The organism is Pseudomonas vanderleydeniana (assembly GCF_014268755.2).
Taxonomy (GTDB): Bacteria; Pseudomonadota; Gammaproteobacteria; order Pseudomonadales; family Pseudomonadaceae; genus Aquipseudomonas; species Aquipseudomonas vanderleydeniana.
Map to the genome: position 1 here is coordinate 6,101,616 of NZ_CP077093.1, position 15,216 is coordinate 6,116,831.

The window sequence follows — 15,216 nt, forward strand, 5'->3', positions numbered from 1 at the left end:
CGGAGGACATGCCTGTGACGACCTTCAGACCCCTGCCCCTGACACTGGCCATGGCGATCGGCCTGGCCGGTTGCTCCGGTCTGCCCGACCAACGCCTGGCCAATGAGGCGCTCAAGCGTGGCGACACTGCCCTGGCCGAGCAGAACTACCGCCAACTGGCGGACCTGGGCTACAGCGACGCAAAGGTGGGCCTGGCCGATATCCAGGTGGAAAGCCGCGACCCAGAGCAAATCCGCCAGGCCGAGGCGACCTACCGCGCCGCCGCCGATACCTCGCCGCGTGCCCAGGCACGCCTGGGGCGGCTGCTGGTGGCCAAGCCGAACGCGACCGAAGCCGAGCACCATGAAGCCGAGAAGCTGCTGAAGAAAGCCTTTGCCAACGGCGAGGGCAACACGCTGATCCCGCTGGCGATGCTCTACCTGCAATTCCCGCAGAGCTTCCCCGAGGTCAACGCCCAGCAGCAGATCAACCAGTGGCGCAACGCCGGCTACCCGGAAGCGGGCCTGGCCCAGGTTCTGCTGTACCGCACCCAGGGTACCTACGACCAGCACCTCGACGAAGTGGAAAAGATCTGCAAGGCCGCGCTCAACAGCACCGACATCTGCTACGTCGAGCTCGCCACCGTCTACCAGAAACGCGCCCAGCCGGAACAGCAGGCCGAACTGCTCAAGCAGTTGCAGGCCGCCTACAGCCGCGGCACGGTCGGTGCCCAGCGGGTCGACGCCGTCGCCCGCGTACTCGCCGACTCCAGCCTCGGCCAGCCGGATCCGAAAACCGCGCAGGAACTGCTCGAGAAGATTGCCCCCGGCTACCCGGCCTCCTGGGTCAGCCTGGCACAGCTGCTCTACGACTTCCCCGACCAGGGCGACGTCAAGCAGATGATGGAGTACCTGGACAACGGCCGTGCAGCCGACCAGCCACGTGCCGAACTGCTGCTGGGCAAGCTCTACTACGAAGGCAAGTGGGTACCGGCCGATGCGAAACAGGCCGAGGCCCATTTCCAGAAAGCGGTCGGCCGGGAAGTCGCCGCCGACTACTACCTGGGGCAGATCTACCGTCGTGGCTACCTCGGCCAGGTCTATCCGCAGAAGGCCCTCGACCACCTGCTCAAGGCCGCGCGCAACGGCCAGAACAGCGCCGACTTCGCCATCGCGCAACTGTTTTCCCAGGGTCGCGGGACCAAGCCCGACCCGCTCAACGCCTACGTCTTCGGCCAACTGGCGAAGACCCAGGACACGCCACAGGCCAATGAGCTGGCCCAGCAACTCGACGAACAACTGCCGCCTGCCCAGCGCCCCGACGCCCAGCGCCTGTTGCAGCAGGAGCAGCGCCTGCGCGGCACCCTGAGCCGCAACGCGCTGGACCTGCAACAAGTCCTGCAGGAAGGCGACAGCGAGGAAAAGACCCTATGACACTCAATCCTTTCGTGAAGGCCGGCATCGGCCTGAGCTTTGCCCTGGCCTGGTCCACGCCGACCCTGGCCGCGTTCACCGAGACGCAGAACTTCGGCCTGGAAGCGAAGATCACCGCGCAATCGGAAGACGACCGCGACCTCGGCACCCTCAAGGGTGGCGACGCCAACGGCATCGGCCTCGACCTGCGCCCCTGGGTCTATGGCGAAAGCGGCAACTGGAGCGCCTATGCCATGGGCCAGGCGGTGACCGCCACCGACATCATCGAGACCGATACCCTGCAACAGAGCAATAGCGACCAGCAGAGCTCCAGCAACGATGCCCGCAAGCAGGACAAGAGCTACCTGGCCCTGCGTGAGTTCTGGGTCGGCTACAAGGGCTTCACGCCCTACCCCGGCGAGATCCTCAAGTTCGGTCGCCAGCGCCTGCGCAACGACGACGGGCAATGGCGCGACACCAACATCGAGGCGCTGAACTGGACCTTCGACACCACCCTGCTGCGGGCCAACCTGGGCGCCGCCGAACGCTTCAGCGAGTACCGCACCGACCTCACCGAACTGGCGCCCAAGGACAAGGACCGCCTGCACGTCTATGGCGACGTCGCCTACCAGTGGACCCCGGGCCAGTGGGTCGGCCTGCGCGCCCATCACACCCATGACGACGGCAAGCTCGACTACCCGACGCCCGGTGTCGCCAGCGATCCGCTGGACAAGAAGGAAAACGGCAACCTGACCTGGCTCGGCCTGGAAGCCAACAGCGATGCCTACAACTTCCGCAACACCAACACGGTCAACTACTGGGCCAGCCTGACCGGCATGAGCGGCCACCGCGACACGGTCAACGCGCTCAACGCCGACGGCAGCCGCCCGGCCGAGGCCAAGCGCGGCGACAGCGTCAACGGCTGGGCCACCGACCTCGGCATCCGCCTGCGCCTGGACCCGAACTGGCAGGTCGGTGCCGCCTACGCCCGTGCCAGCGGCGACTACGAACAGAACGGACTGGAAAGCAACCGCTCGAACTTCACCGGCACCCGTTCGCGCATGCACCGTTTCGGCGAAGCCTTCCGCGGCGAAATGAACAACCTGCAGACCGCCACCCTGTTCGGTTCCTGGCAACTGCGCGAGGACTACGACGCCAGCCTGGTCTACCACAAGTTCTGGCGTGTCGACGGCAACAAGGACGTCGGCAGCAACGGCATCAATGCCGCGCAGAACACCTACGACGACACCACCGGCGCCCTGCTCTCCAGCACCTCGCTGCCGTTGCAGGACGGCAAGAAGGACATGGGCCAGGAGATGGACCTGGTGGTCACCAAATACTTCAAGCAGGGCCTGCTGCCAGCGGCCCTCAGCCAATCGATCGACGAACCTTCGGCGCTGGTGCGCTTTCGCGGCGGCGTGTTCAAGCCGGGCAGCGCCTACGGCCACGACGTCGATTCCTACATGCACCGCGCGTTCATCGACGTGATCTGGCGCTTCTGATGCGGACCGCGAAGGGAGTTTCCAAGATGAATCAGATCGCCATGCAAGGTTCGCTCAGCGCTCTCGCCGTCGCCCTGCTGCTGGCCGGCAGCACGGCCCTGGCCAACGTCGAGAAGCCGGCCGCCAGCGGCCAGGCGCCGATCGTTGCCAAGGAACTGCAACAGGCCAAGACCTACACCGTCAGCACCGCGCCGAGCGAACCGCTGCACCTGGAAAAACCCCGGCTGCCGGATCTCGGCGGCTACACCGCCGAGGCCGTCGCGGCGAAGATCGTGCGCAGCCAGCCGGGCAAGATCAGCGTGCGCCGGATGATGCAGGAGGATGCGCTCAAGGACTTCATCGGTGGTGACAACAAGATGGCCGAATGGGTGGTACGCCAACACGGCATCCCCCAGGCGATCTTCGTCGACGACGGCTACCTGAACCTCAAGGACCTGGTGAAGAAGCTGCCGGCCAAGTACATCAGCGAAACCTCGCCAGGCGTGTTCCTGGCACGGGTACCGATCGTGGTCGGACGCAAGGGCATCCTCGACATCGACGGCCAGACCCAGGAACTGCGGCTGTCCCAGGAAGGCGGCGCGTTCCTGGTCAATGACGGGCAGCTGTTCGTGCGTGACACCAGGGTCACCGGCTGGCGCGAGGCCGACAACGGCCCGGCGACCTTCCGCTCACCGAAAGAATTCCGTCCGTTCCTGCTGGCCTGGGGCGGCACCGAGACCTACATCGTCAACAGCAAGATGGCCAGCTTCGGCTACTCCAACAGTAAATCCTACGGCGTGAGTATTTCCCAGTACACGCCGAACATGGCCAAGGTGCTCAAGCGCCCCGAACCGACCGGCTGGATCATCGGCTCGGAGTTCAGCGACATGTGGTACGGCTTCTACTGCTACGAAACCCGCGACTTCGTGCTCAAGGGCAATACCTACCGCGACAACATCGTCTACGGCATCGACCCCCACGACCGCTCGCACCGGCTGATCATCGCCGACAACACCGTGTACGGCACGAAGAAGAAGCACGGCATCATCATTTCCCGGGAAGTGAACGACAGCTTCATCTTCAACAACCGCAGCTACGACAACCACCTCTCGGGCCTGGTGATCGACCGCAACAGCGTCAACAACCTGGTCGCCTACAACGAGATCTACAAGAACCACACCGACGGCATCACCCTCTACGAGAGTGCCGACAATCTGATCTACGCCAACCGGCTGATCGGCAACAAGCGCCACGGCATCCGCATCCGCAACAGCGTCAACGTGCGCCTGTACGAGAACCTGTCGATGGCCAACGGCCTGACCGGCATCTACGGCCACATCAAGGACCTGAGCGACACCGACCGCGACATCAAGCTCGACCCGTTCGATGCCGAGGTCTCGCTGATCGTGGTCGGCGGTGAACTGGCCGGCAACGGCAGCGGCCCGCTGTCCATCGACTCGCCACTGAGCCTGGAGCTGTACCGGGTGTCCATGCTCGCCCCGAGCAAGAGCAGCGGCATCAGCTTCACCGGCGTGCTGGGCGATCGCCAGGATGAAATTCTCGACCTGCTGGTGCGCCAGCAGAAAGCCGTGCTGATCGACCCCGTCGAACGCCAGACCGAATTGCGCGATTGAGGACGACCTTAATGAACCCACACCTGATCAAACTCTTCGGCCTCTGCGCCATCACCACCGCGATTCTCGCCGTCAGCGGCAACCTGCGGGCCGAGGAAGTGCAGGCACCGAAATTCACCGCCGAACCGTGCTGCAGCCTGTGCCCGGCGGCCCACGATGCGAAGAACTACGTGACCCGCTACCAGCAGAACTTCACCACCCTGGTACAGGCCCAGGGCGACTGGCTGTTCCGGACCCAGGAAGACCTGCGCACCGAGTTCGATACCACGCCGGAAGGCTACAAGCGCCTGCAGCAACTGCACGACGCGTTCAAGAGCAAGGGCGTCGAGTTGGTGGTGGTCTACCAGCCGACCCGTGGCCTGGTGAACCGCAACAAGCTGTTCCCCGCCGAGCGCGACAAGTTCGATTACCAGAAGGCCCTGCACAACTACCAGGCGATGCTCGGTCGCTTCGCGAAGATGGGCTACCACGTGCCCGACCTGTCGCCGTTGACCAACGAACAGCAGGCCCACGACTTCTATTTCCGCGGTGACCAGCACTGGACCCCGTACGGTGCCGAGCGCACGGCGAAGATCGTCGCCGAGACGGTGAAGAAGGTTCCCGGTTTCGCCGACATCCCCCATCGCGAATTCGAGACCCACGTCTCCGGGCGCATGGGCAAGACCGGCACCCTGCACAACATGGCCGGCCAGCTGTGCGGCACCAGCTACGCGATCCAGTACATGGAACAGTTCGCCACCGAGCCCAAGGGCGAGGCGGCGGACGGCGACCTGTTCGGTGATTCCGGCAACCCGCAGATCACCCTCGTCGGTACCAGCCACAGCGGCAAGAACTACAACTTCGCCGGCTTCCTGCAGCAGTACATCGGCGCCGACATCCTCAACGTCGCCTTCCCCGGTGGTGGCCTCGAGGGCTCGATGCTGCAGTACCTGGGCAGCGACGAGTTCCAGAAGACCCCGCCGAAGATCCTCATCTGGGAGTTCTCGCCGCTCTACCGCCTGGACCAGGAAACCATCTACCGGCAGATGATGTCCCTTCTCGACAACGGTTGTGAAGGCAAGAACGCCGACATGACCGCCAGCACCACGGTCAAGCCGGGCAAGAACGAGTTGCTGGTCAACAGCAGCAACCGCGACCTGCGCAACAGTGGCCACCAGGTCGACATCCGCTTCGCCGACACCTCGGTGAAAACCCTGCACGCGACCCTCTGGTACATGAACGGCCGCCACGAGGACATCAAGATCGAGAAACCGGAAACATCGGACACGGACGGACGTTTCGCCTTCGAACTGCGCACCGACGAGGACTGGGCCAACCAGAACCTGCTGGCGGTCGAAGTCCAGGGCCCGGAACCGGGCACGGCGCCACAGAAGGTCGAGGCGAAGATCTGCAAACGCAACGTATTCCCCAGCGCCGAGCCCCATCGGGCCCAGGCCGGGTTATGAGGTGCCTGAAGATGACTATCCGCACACTGCTCGTTCCTTCCCTGCTGGGCCTGGCGATCGTCGCCGGGGCCGCCCAGGCCGCGGCGCCACTGCGCCCGCCACAGGGTTACTTCGCCGCTGTCGACAAGGTCAAGAGCAGCGACAGCCACGACGGCTGTGACGCCATGCCCCAGCCCTACACCGGCCAGTTGCAGTTCCGCAGCAAGTACGAGGGCTCGGACAAGGCCCGGGCCACGCTCAACGTACAGTCGGAAAAGGCCTTTCACGACAGCACCGCCGACATCACCAGCATGGAACGCGGCACCAGCAAGCAGGTGATGCAGTTCATGCGCGACGGTCGGCCACAGGAGTTGAGCTGCACGCTGAACTGGTTGACCGCCTGGGCCCAGGCCGATGCGCTGACCTCCAAGGACTTCAACCACACCGGCAAGTCCATGCGCAAATGGGCGCTGGGCAGCATGGCCTCGTCCTATATCCGCCTGAAGTTCTCCGACTCGCGCCCGCTGGCGACCCACCAGAAGGAAGCGCAGGAGATCGAGGCCTGGTTCGGAAAACTGGCCGACCAGGTGGTCAGCGACTGGGACAACCTGCCGCTGGAGAAGACCAACAACCACTCGTACTGGGCCGCCTGGGCGGTGATGGCGACCGCCATCGCCACCGACCGCCGCGACCTGTTCGACTGGTCGGTGAAGGAATACCGGATTGCCGCCAACCAGGTCGACCCGCAGGGCTTTTTGCCCAACGAACTCAAGCGCCAACAACGCGCCCTGGCCTACCACAACTATGCGCTGCCGCCGCTGGCGATGATCGCCAGCTTCGCCCAGGCCAACGGCGTCGACCTGCGCCAGGAAAACAACGGCGCTCTCAAGCGCCTGGGTGACCGGGTGCTGGCCGGGGTCCAGGACCCCAGCCAGTTCCAGGCCCGCAACGGCCGCGAGCAGGACATGACCGATCTCAAGGTCGACAGCAAATTCGCCTGGCTGGAGCCCTACTGCACGCTCTACACCTGCCCGGACGATGTGCTGCAGCGCAAGCACGGGATGCAACCGTTCAAGGCGTTCCGTCTCGGTGGCGACCTGACCCGGGTCTACGACCCGGCGCACGAGAAGGGTAACCACTAACGAACTTGCAGGGTGAAAGAGCTTTTTAGTGGCGAGCGGGCTTGCCCGCGCTGGGCTGCAAGGCAGCCCCAAAACCGGCAAGCCCGGTCTGCCTGAAAAAGCGCGGACTCAGGTTTTGGAGCTGCTGCGCAGCCCAGCGGGGGCAAGCCCCCTCACCACAAGAAACTGATGTACACCCCCTCATTTTTGCGGGGGGTTTGGGGGGGCCTTGGCCCCGGACTGTTGATCAGACAAGGAGAGATCGGGATGGTCTTCTCATCCAACGTGTTCCTGTTCCTGTTCCTGCCGATCTTTCTCGGCTTGTACTACCTGAGCGGGCAACGCTATCGCAACCTGCTGCTGCTGGTCGCCAGCTACGTGTTCTACGCCTGGTGGCGGGTCGACTTCCTGGCGCTGTTCGCCGGCGTGACCCTGTGGAACTACTGGATCGGCCTGAAGGTCGGTGCCGCCGGCGTGCGCACCAAGCCGGCGCAGCGCTGGCTGCTGCTGGGCGTGGCCGTCGACCTGTGCATCCTCGGTTACTTCAAGTACGCCAACTTCGGCGTCGACAGCCTCAACGCGATCATGACCTCGTTCGGTCTCGAACCGTTCATCCTGACCCACGTACTGCTGCCGATCGGGATCTCGTTCTACATCTTCGAATCCATCAGCTACATCATCGACGTGTACCGCGGCGATACTCCGGCCACCCGCAACCTGATCGACTTCGCGGCCTTCGTGGCGATCTTCCCGCACCTGATCGCCGGCCCCGTGCTGCGCTTCCGTGACCTGGCGGACCAGTTCAATCACCGCACCCACACCCTCGACAAGTTCTCCGAGGGCGCCACGCGCTTCATGCAGGGCTTCATCAAGAAGGTGTTCATCGCCGACACCCTGGCGGTGGTCGCCGACCATTGCTTCGCCCTGCAACACCCGACCACCGGCGATGCCTGGCTCGGCGCGCTGGCCTACACCGCGCAGCTGTACTTCGACTTCTCCGGCTACAGCGACATGGCCATCGGCCTGGGCCTGATGATGGGCTTCCGCTTCATGGAAAACTTCAAGCAGCCCTATATCAGCCAGTCGATCACCGAATTCTGGCGGCGCTGGCACATCAGCCTGTCGACCTGGCTGCGCGACTACCTGTACATCACCCTCGGCGGTAACCGTCGCGGCACCCTGATCACCTACCGCAACCTGTTCCTGACCATGCTGCTCGGCGGCCTGTGGCACGGGGCGAACATCACCTACATCGTCTGGGGTGCCTGGCACGGCATGTGGCTGGCGATCGAGAAGGCCCTGGGTATCAACACCACGCCACGCAGCCTGAACCCGATCCGCTGGGCCCTGACCTTCCTGCTGGTGATCATGGGCTGGGTGATCTTCCGCGCCGAGAACCTGCACGTGGCCGGCCGCATGTACGGGGCGATGTTCAGCTTCGGCGACTGGTCGCTGTCGGAACTCAACCGCGCCAGCCTCACCGGCCTGCAGGTGGCGACCCTGGTGGTGGCCTACGCGACCCTGGCGTTCTTCGGCCTGCGCGACCTGTACCGCGATCCGCCCGCCGCCAAGGCCAAGCCGGCCGATGGCCCGGCCACTGCGCAACCCGGCCTGATCAAGGCCGCACCCGGCGAATCGTCCGGCAGCATCCACGAGCCCGGCTACACCGTCGGCATCGAGGCCCAGGTACAACCGGCCTACTGGGTCGCCGACTGGCCGCGCTACCTGATGCGCGCCCTGGTCCTGCTGCTGTTCATCGCCTCGATTCTCAAACTCTCGGCGCAGAGCTTCTCGCCGTTCCTCTACTTCCAGTTCTGAGGGAGCCGACCATGACCCGCTCATTACGCATCCTCTACATCGCGCTGTTCCTCGCCCTGCTGCTGGCACTGGGCCTGTGGTCCCTGCGTGGCCTCATCGGTTTCAGTACCAACCCCGACGCGACGTTCCTCAACGGGCGCTGGGCCAAGGCCATCGAGACCCGCTACGACGACGAGTTCCCGATCAAGCGACTGGGCACCAACCTCTGGGCCGCCGTGGACTTCAAGCTGTTCAACGAAGGCCGTCCCGGCGTGGTACTGGGCCGCGACCAGTGGCTCTACAGCGACGAGGAGTTCAAGCCGACCGCCGGCCAGCAGCAGAACCTGCAAGGCAACTACGCGCTGGTCGAAGGCGTGCGCCAGGCTCTCAAGGCCAAGGGCGTGAACCTGGTGATGGCGATCGTCCCGGCCAAGGTGCGGCTGTATCCTGAGCACCTCGGCGACGAGCGTCCGGCCAGCATCCACGCCGACCTGTACCGCGACTTCCACGCCCGTGTCGCCGCCGAGCACATTCTCGCCCCCGACCTGCTGGGCCCGTTGCAACAGGCCAAGCAGAACGGCCAGCAGGTGTTCCTGCGCACCGATACCCACTGGACCCCGGACGGTGCCCAGATCGCCGCGACCCAACTGGCCAACGCCATCGCCCAGGCCATGCCGCTGAGCGGCCAGCCGCAACGTTTCGTCACCGAGGCCGAGAAGACCGAGGAACACAAGGGGGATCTGCGCCGCTTCCTGCCCCTGGACCCGTTGTTCGAAAACCTGATGCCGGCCGAAGAACCGCTGGAGAAGCGCGTCACCCGTGCCGTCGAAAGCTCCACGTCCGGCGACGACGCCCTGTTCGCCGACAACGAAGTGCCGGTGGCACTGATCGGCACCAGCTACAGCGCCAACCCGAACTGGAACTTCGTCGGCGCCCTGAAGCAGGCACTGCACAGCGACGTGGTCAATTACGCCGAGGACGGCCATGGCCCGATCCTGCCGATGCTCGCCTACCTCAAGAGCGACGCCTTCAAGAACAACCCGCCACAGGTGCTGATCTGGGAATTCCCGGAGCGCTACCTGCCGGTCAACAACGAAATCGGCGATGCCGACCCGCAGTGGGTCGCGCAATTGAAAGCCGCGGGTATCCGCCAACAGAACCTGGTTCTGAACACAACCCGATCCGAGTCGCCTGCACAGGCGCAAAACTGAAAAAGAGGTATGCACCATGACTTTTACTACTGGTAACACCCACGGCCGTACCCTCAAGACCCTGGCCATGGCCGCAGGTCTCAGCCTGCTCTCGCTGCAGGTATGGGCTGCCGGCGACGCCGCCCTGTACGGCCCGACCGCACCGAAAGGCTCGAGCTTCGTACGCCTGTACAACGCCAGCAACCAGGAAGTCAGCGCTACCGTCGGCGCCACCGCACTCAACGACGTCGCCCCGCTGGCCAGCAGCGACTTCAGCTTCATGCCGGGCGGCGACTACAGCGCCAAGGTCGGCAGCCAGAGCCTGCCGGTGAAACTCGCTCCCGACCACTATTACACCCTGGTCAACAACGCCAGCGGCCAGCCGCAGTTGATCGAAGAGCCACCGTTCAAGAACAAGCAGAAATCCCTGGTGCGCGTGCAGAACCTCAGTGACAAGGCGCTGACCCTCAAGACCGCCGACGGCAAGACCGACGTGGTCCAGTCGGTGGCGGCCAAGGGCCGCGGTGAACGCGAGATCAACCCGGTCAAGGTCAGCTTCGCCCTGTACGACGGCAACCAGAAGGTCAGTGACCTCAAGCCGGTCGCCCTGGAGCGCGGCGAAGCGGCGGTGCTCTACGTCACCGGCAGCGGCAGCAGCCTGTCGCCGGTCTGGGTCAAGCGCCCGGTGTCGACCCGCTGATGAATTCGCCGGACGAACGATGCCATGAAGACCTGGCACTCGTCCGGCACTGGACAACAACAAGACAGCACACAGTAGCTCTGAACCCAATATCGTTTAAAGGAGTAACAGCATGATCCCGGTAATCCTCTCTGGTGGTAGCGGCTCCCGTCTCTGGCCACTGTCGCGCAAGCAGTTTCCCAAGCAGTTCCTCGCCCTGACCGGCGAGCAGACACTGTTCCAACAGACCATCGAACGCCTGGTGTTCGAAGGCATGGACACCCCGATCGTGGTCTGCAACAAGGACCACCGCTTCATCGTCAGCGAGCAGCTGCAGGCCCGCCAGCTCGAGGCCCAGCGCATCCTGATGGAGCCCTTCGGCCGCAATACCGCCCCAGCCGTGGCGCTGACCGCGATGATGCTGGTCAACGAAGGTCGCGACGAGCTGATGCTGGTGCTGCCCGCCGACCACGTGCTGGAGGACCAGAAGGGCCTGCAGCGCGCCCTGGCGCTGGCCACGGTGGCCGCCGAGCGCGGCGAGATGGTGCTGTTCGGCGTGCCGGCGACCAAGCCGGAAACCGGCTACGGCTACATCAAGTCGAGCAATGACGCACTGCTGCCTGAAGGCGTCAGCCGGGTCTCGCAGTTCGTCGAGAAGCCCGATGAAAAACGCGCCAACGAGTTCGTCGAGGCCGGTGGCTACTACTGGAACAGCGGCATGTTCCTGTTCCGCGCCAGCCGCTTCCTCGAGGAGCTGAAAAAACACGATCCGGACATCTACGACACCTGCCTGCTGACCCTCGAGCGCAGCCAGCAGGACGCCGACAGCGTGACCCTCGACGAGGCCACCTTCGCCCAGTGCCCGGACAACTCCATCGACTACGCGGTGATGGAAAAGACCCAGCGCGCCTGCGTGGTGCCGCTCACCGCCGGCTGGAGCGACGTCGGTTGCTGGTCGTCGCTGTGGGACGTGCATGAAAAGGACGAGAACGGCAACGTCAGCAAGGGCGACGTGGTGATCCAGGACAGCCGCAACTGCATGATCCACGGCAACGGCAAGCTGGTGTCGGTGATCGGCCTGGAGAACATCGTCGTGGTCGAGACCAAGGACGCGATGATGATCGCCCACAAGGACAAGGTCCAGGGCGTCAAGCAGATGGTCAACACCCTCAACGAACAGGGCCGCAGCGAGACCCAGAACCACTGCGAGGTCTACCGGCCATGGGGCTCCTATGACTCGGTGGACATGGGCGGGCGCTTCCAGGTCAAGCACATTTCGGTCAAGCCGGGTGCGTGCCTGTCGCTGCAGATGCACCACCACCGTGCCGAACACTGGATCGTGGTCAGCGGCACCGCCGAAGTGACCTGTGACGAGAACGTGTTCCTGCTCTGCGAGAACCAGTCCACCTACATCCCGATCGCCTCGGTGCACCGCCTGCGCAATCCCGGCAAGATCCCGCTGGAGATCATCGAAGTGCAATCGGGCAGCTACCTGGGCGAAGACGATATCGAGCGTTTCGAAGATATCTACGGCCGTTCGACCCCGGTCGAGCGTGGCGTTTCGGTGAAAACCATCGCCCAGTAACGCACCGCGTTCCACCACCTCCGCCCTGCCGACCGCGTCCCCTATCCGCGCTCGGCAGGGTCGGGGGTGCCCCTCCCCCGATGTCGCTGCAAGTTCCCAGGATGAACCCGTGCCGCCTACACTGTTAGCATGAGGCTTCCCGCATTATCGAGGCATCCGTTCATGTTCATCGGCGTCCTGCTGGTCATCACCTGGCTGATCCTGCTGTTGCGTTACCCGGCCAAGGCCCTGCCGGTCTCGATGGCCGCGCTGGCCGGATTGGGCATGGTGGCCGCCTGGGTAGCCTGGATGGACAGCCGCGAGGCCCGGCAACTGGCGCATCTGGAGATGCGTATCGACTATGCCCCCGAGCACTGTCCGGCGGATCGTCCACTGCAACTGAAGATGAAGAACGATAACAAGGTACCCCTGGTGGAACTGCGCTGGCGCGTCGCTGCCTACGCCCCGGGCGATACCGTCAACCTGGCCGAAAACAGCTATGCCGCGCCACGCTATCGCGGCCCCGGCGAGCTGCAGGCCGCCGGTGTCTGGGAGGATTGCCTGCCGTTGCCGCCGCTGCGCCCCGGCTATCGGCCGCAAACCCTGGAGTTCCGCGCCGAACGCCTGCAGGGCAGTTTTTCCGGCTGAGCGCACAAATAGTGGCACTTTGCCACCTGTCATTTCTGACAGGTTACAACCACCTGGTTTTGGCGTTGAATACCCCCTTGGCGGTGCAACCCAGTCAGGGAGCCAGAATGAAGAGTCACACCCCAGTCATGGAGATAAAGACCCGGCGTCAGTTTCGCAGCGAGTTGGGCAGCCTGGAAGTGCCGCTGATTCGTCCCAAACCCTCGGTGGTACTGGTCTACAGTCGCGGTTGTCCGCCCTGTGAACAACTCAGGCCGCAGATCGCGGCACTGGCCGCCGGGCCCTACCGCGACCGGGTGGCGTTTTTCCAGCTCAGCTACCCGATCCTCAAGCTGTTGCAACCCAATATCGAAATCCAGTTCGTCCCCGCCCTGTTCTTTCTTGATGGGCATGGTGGCCAGACCCGCCTGTATGGCACCGACCGGGAAAAGATCAAACAGGGATTCGATTCGCTCCTTTTTGTCACGGACAAGGTATTCTCGGAGGTCTTCGACTCCCAGGCCTCATAAGGATGTGCCCATGCCCGTCACCTTGATCACCGGATGCTCCAGCGGTATCGGCCGTGCCCTGGCCAACAGTTTCAGACAGGCCGGCCACGAGGTCTGGGCCACCGCGCGCAAGGAAGAGGACGTCGCCGCCCTGGCCGCCGCCGGTTTCACCGCCGTGCAACTGGACGTCAACGATGGCGCGGCCCTGCAACAGCTGGCCGAACGCATCGAACAGCTGGACATCCTGATCAACAACGCCGGCTACGGCGCCATGGGGCCGGTGCTCGATGGCGGTGTCGAGGCCATGCAGCGGCAGTTCGAAACCAACGTGTTCTCCATTGTCGGCGTGACCCGCGCGCTGCTCCCGGCGCTGCGTCGCAGCCGCGGGCTGGTGGTGAATGTCGGCAGCGTGTCGGGCGTGCTGGTCACCCCTTTCGCCGGGGCCTATTGCGCGTCCAAGGCGGCGGTGCACGCCCTGAGCGATGCGCTGCGCATGGAACTGGCACCGTTTGGCGTCCGGGTGATGGAAGTCCAGCCCGGGGCGATCGACACCCACTTCGCCAGGAACGCCAGCCATGAAGCCGAGCAACTGATCGCCGAGGCGTCGCCCTGGTGGCCGCTGCGTGAAGGCATCCGCGCGCGCGCCAACGCCTCGCAGAACCGCCCGACCCCGGCCAGTGAATTCGCCGCCGGCCTGCTCAAGGCCTGCTGCCAGCCAAACCCGCCGCGTCTGTTGCGCCTGGGCAATGGCAGCCGCGCCTTGCCACTGATGGCGAACCTGCTGCCCAAGGGCCTGCTGGAGAAAGTGCTGATGAAGAAGTTCGGCTTGGGTGCCCGGCTCTGATCAGGCCTGCTCCTTCATGAAGTCGATGAACAAGCGCACCTTCAGCGGAAGGTGCCGGGTGTCCGGGTACAGCGCATAGATCCCCTGCCCGGCAAACTCGAAATCGCTCATCAGCCGACACAGGCGCCCCGCCTCCAGGTCCTCCTGCACCAGCCAGTCCGGCAGGATCGCCACGCCCTGCCCGGCCAGGGCAAAACCACGCAGCACCGAAGAGTTGTCGGCGACGATCCGTGACTGCTCCGCCCCCGGCCGGAAGACGAAGCGCTCGCCACTGGCCACATGGGTCAGCCCCAGGTCACCCAGTCGGCCATGCACCAGACTTTGTACCTTCTGCAAGGCGCCGAAGGTCGGCAGGTCGCCCCCCGGCAACCCCTCGATGAATCCCGGCGTGGCCACGGCAAAGATCCGGAAGGTCGCCAGTTGTGTGGCCCGATGATTGGAGTCGGACACCTGTCCCAACCGAATCGCCAGGTCGAAGCGCTCTGAGATCAGGTCGGCATGGGTCGAGGAGGTCGACAGGTGCACCTTCAACTCCGGGTGCAACTGGCGAAAGCGCTCCAGCGCCGGGACCACCTTGGCCAGCGCGTATTCGACCGTGGTGGTGATCCGCAGCGTCCCGCGCAATTGCGTGTGCTCCGAACGGGCTTCGTCGATCGCCAGCCGTGCCTCCTCGAGCATGCTCAGGCAACGCCCATAGAAGCGTTCGCCAGCCTCGGTCAGGGCCAGACGCCGGGTATTGCGCAGCAGCAGGGTCACGCCCAGCTCGCTTTCCAGGCGCTTGATGTTGAAGCTGACCACCGCTCGGGTCTGCCCCAGCAATTCGGCTGCGGCCGTCAGCGAACCGGCCTCGACCACGGCCTTGAAAGTGTCGAATCGGTCCAGGCTGACCATGGGTTCTCCAGCTGATTGTCAAAATAACTTTGACAAACTAGCAGCCAAATCGCTGTTTCCCAAG

The 15,216-nt window shown here is 64.3% G+C and carries 13 protein-coding genes; 12 read left to right on the forward strand and 1 reads right to left on the reverse strand.

Going from position 1 to position 15,216, the window contains the following annotated elements; translation table 11 throughout:
* Nucleotides 1–8: 8 nt before the first annotated feature.
* The 12 genes from algK (at nucleotide 9) to HU752_RS27500 (ending at nucleotide 14,261) form a co-directional block, all read left to right on the forward strand.
* Nucleotides 9–1,412: an alginate biosynthesis TPR repeat lipoprotein AlgK gene (gene algK, locus HU752_RS27445; RefSeq protein WP_186678309.1), complete on the forward strand. Its 1,404-nt coding sequence runs from the start codon at nucleotides 9–11 to the stop codon at nucleotides 1,410–1,412.
* On the forward strand, nucleotides 1,409–2,893 hold the full coding sequence (locus HU752_RS27450) for an alginate export family protein (RefSeq protein WP_186678311.1): 1,485 nt from the start codon (nucleotides 1,409–1,411) through the stop codon (nucleotides 2,891–2,893). The genes algK and HU752_RS27450 overlap by 4 nt, the downstream gene beginning before the upstream one ends.
* A 26-nt stretch (nucleotides 2,894–2,919) precedes the next feature.
* A complete protein-coding gene (gene algG / locus HU752_RS27455) occupies nucleotides 2,920–4,506 on the forward strand; it encodes a mannuronan 5-epimerase AlgG (RefSeq protein ID WP_186678313.1) in 1,587 nt (528 codons plus the stop codon).
* 11 nt (nucleotides 4,507–4,517) lie between these two features.
* Nucleotides 4,518–5,951 (forward strand): alginate O-acetyltransferase, encoded by a 1,434-nt coding sequence (locus tag HU752_RS27460; protein ID WP_186678315.1) that lies wholly within the window; start codon nucleotides 4,518–4,520, stop codon nucleotides 5,949–5,951.
* Nucleotides 5,952–5,962: 11 nt separating this feature from the next.
* The gene (locus HU752_RS27465; RefSeq protein WP_437182297.1) at nucleotides 5,963–7,072 is read left to right on the forward strand and encodes a mannuronate-specific alginate lyase; all 1,110 of its coding nucleotides are present in this window, start codon (nucleotides 5,963–5,965) and stop codon (nucleotides 7,070–7,072) included.
* Between the two features lie 246 nt (nucleotides 7,073–7,318).
* Nucleotides 7,319–8,869 (forward strand): MBOAT family O-acyltransferase, encoded by a 1,551-nt coding sequence (locus HU752_RS27470; protein ID WP_186678319.1) that lies wholly within the window; start codon nucleotides 7,319–7,321, stop codon nucleotides 8,867–8,869.
* An 11-nt stretch (nucleotides 8,870–8,880) separates the two neighbouring features.
* The gene (locus tag HU752_RS27475) at nucleotides 8,881–10,059 is read left to right on the forward strand and encodes an alginate O-acetyltransferase (RefSeq protein ID WP_186678321.1); all 1,179 of its coding nucleotides are present in this window, start codon (nucleotides 8,881–8,883) and stop codon (nucleotides 10,057–10,059) included.
* Between the two features lie 16 nt (nucleotides 10,060–10,075).
* Nucleotides 10,076–10,738 carry an alginate O-acetyltransferase AlgF gene (locus HU752_RS27480; RefSeq protein WP_186678323.1) on the forward strand — a complete coding sequence of 221 codons (663 nt, stop codon included), beginning with the start codon at nucleotides 10,076–10,078 and terminating at the stop codon, nucleotides 10,736–10,738.
* A gap of 112 nt (nucleotides 10,739–10,850) precedes the next feature.
* A complete protein-coding gene (locus tag HU752_RS27485; RefSeq protein ID WP_186678326.1) occupies nucleotides 10,851–12,302 on the forward strand; it encodes a mannose-1-phosphate guanylyltransferase/mannose-6-phosphate isomerase in 1,452 nt (483 codons plus the stop codon).
* 162 nt (nucleotides 12,303–12,464) lie between these two features.
* Nucleotides 12,465–12,929, forward strand: coding sequence for a multidrug transporter (locus HU752_RS27490; RefSeq protein WP_186678329.1), 465 nt, complete (start codon nucleotides 12,465–12,467; stop codon nucleotides 12,927–12,929).
* A gap of 107 nt (nucleotides 12,930–13,036) precedes the next feature.
* The gene (locus HU752_RS27495; protein WP_186678332.1) at nucleotides 13,037–13,438 is read left to right on the forward strand and encodes a thioredoxin family protein; all 402 of its coding nucleotides are present in this window, start codon (nucleotides 13,037–13,039) and stop codon (nucleotides 13,436–13,438) included.
* A gap of 10 nt (nucleotides 13,439–13,448) precedes the next feature.
* Nucleotides 13,449–14,261 (forward strand): SDR family oxidoreductase, encoded by an 813-nt coding sequence (locus HU752_RS27500; RefSeq protein ID WP_186678335.1) that lies wholly within the window; start codon nucleotides 13,449–13,451, stop codon nucleotides 14,259–14,261.
* Here the strand turns inward: HU752_RS27500 and HU752_RS27505 are convergent, their stop codons facing one another.
* Nucleotides 14,262–15,152: a LysR family transcriptional regulator gene (locus tag HU752_RS27505; RefSeq protein WP_186678337.1), complete on the reverse strand. Its 891-nt coding sequence runs from the start codon at nucleotides 15,150–15,152 to the stop codon at nucleotides 14,262–14,264.
* Nucleotides 15,153–15,216 lie beyond the last annotated feature (64 nt).

Bases quoted from the DNA above. Each gene is read 5' to 3' on its own strand.
- HU752_RS27495 (WP_186678332.1), top strand. From the start codon at position 13,037: ATGAAGAGTCACACCCCAGTCATGGAGATAAAGACCCGGCGTCAGTTT.
- HU752_RS27450 (WP_186678311.1), top strand. From the start codon at position 1,409: ATGACACTCAATCCTTTCGTGAAGGCCGGCATCGGCCTGAGCTTTGCC.
- algG (WP_186678313.1), top strand. From the start codon at position 2,920: ATGAATCAGATCGCCATGCAAGGTTCGCTCAGCGCTCTCGCCGTCGCC.
- HU752_RS27505 (WP_186678337.1), bottom strand. From the start codon at position 15,152: ATGGTCAGCCTGGACCGATTCGACACTTTCAAGGCCGTGGTCGAGGCC.
- HU752_RS27490 (WP_186678329.1), top strand. From the start codon at position 12,465: ATGTTCATCGGCGTCCTGCTGGTCATCACCTGGCTGATCCTGCTGTTG.
- HU752_RS27460 (WP_186678315.1), top strand. From the start codon at position 4,518: ATGAACCCACACCTGATCAAACTCTTCGGCCTCTGCGCCATCACCACC.
- HU752_RS27475 (WP_186678321.1), top strand. From the start codon at position 8,881: ATGACCCGCTCATTACGCATCCTCTACATCGCGCTGTTCCTCGCCCTG.
- HU752_RS27470 (WP_186678319.1), top strand. From the start codon at position 7,319: ATGGTCTTCTCATCCAACGTGTTCCTGTTCCTGTTCCTGCCGATCTTT.
- HU752_RS27500 (WP_186678335.1), top strand. From the start codon at position 13,449: ATGCCCGTCACCTTGATCACCGGATGCTCCAGCGGTATCGGCCGTGCC.
- HU752_RS27480 (WP_186678323.1), top strand. From the start codon at position 10,076: ATGACTTTTACTACTGGTAACACCCACGGCCGTACCCTCAAGACCCTG.
- HU752_RS27485 (WP_186678326.1), top strand. From the start codon at position 10,851: ATGATCCCGGTAATCCTCTCTGGTGGTAGCGGCTCCCGTCTCTGGCCA.
- algK (WP_186678309.1), top strand. From the start codon at position 9: ATGCCTGTGACGACCTTCAGACCCCTGCCCCTGACACTGGCCATGGCG.
- HU752_RS27465 (WP_437182297.1), top strand. From the start codon at position 5,963: ATGACTATCCGCACACTGCTCGTTCCTTCCCTGCTGGGCCTGGCGATC.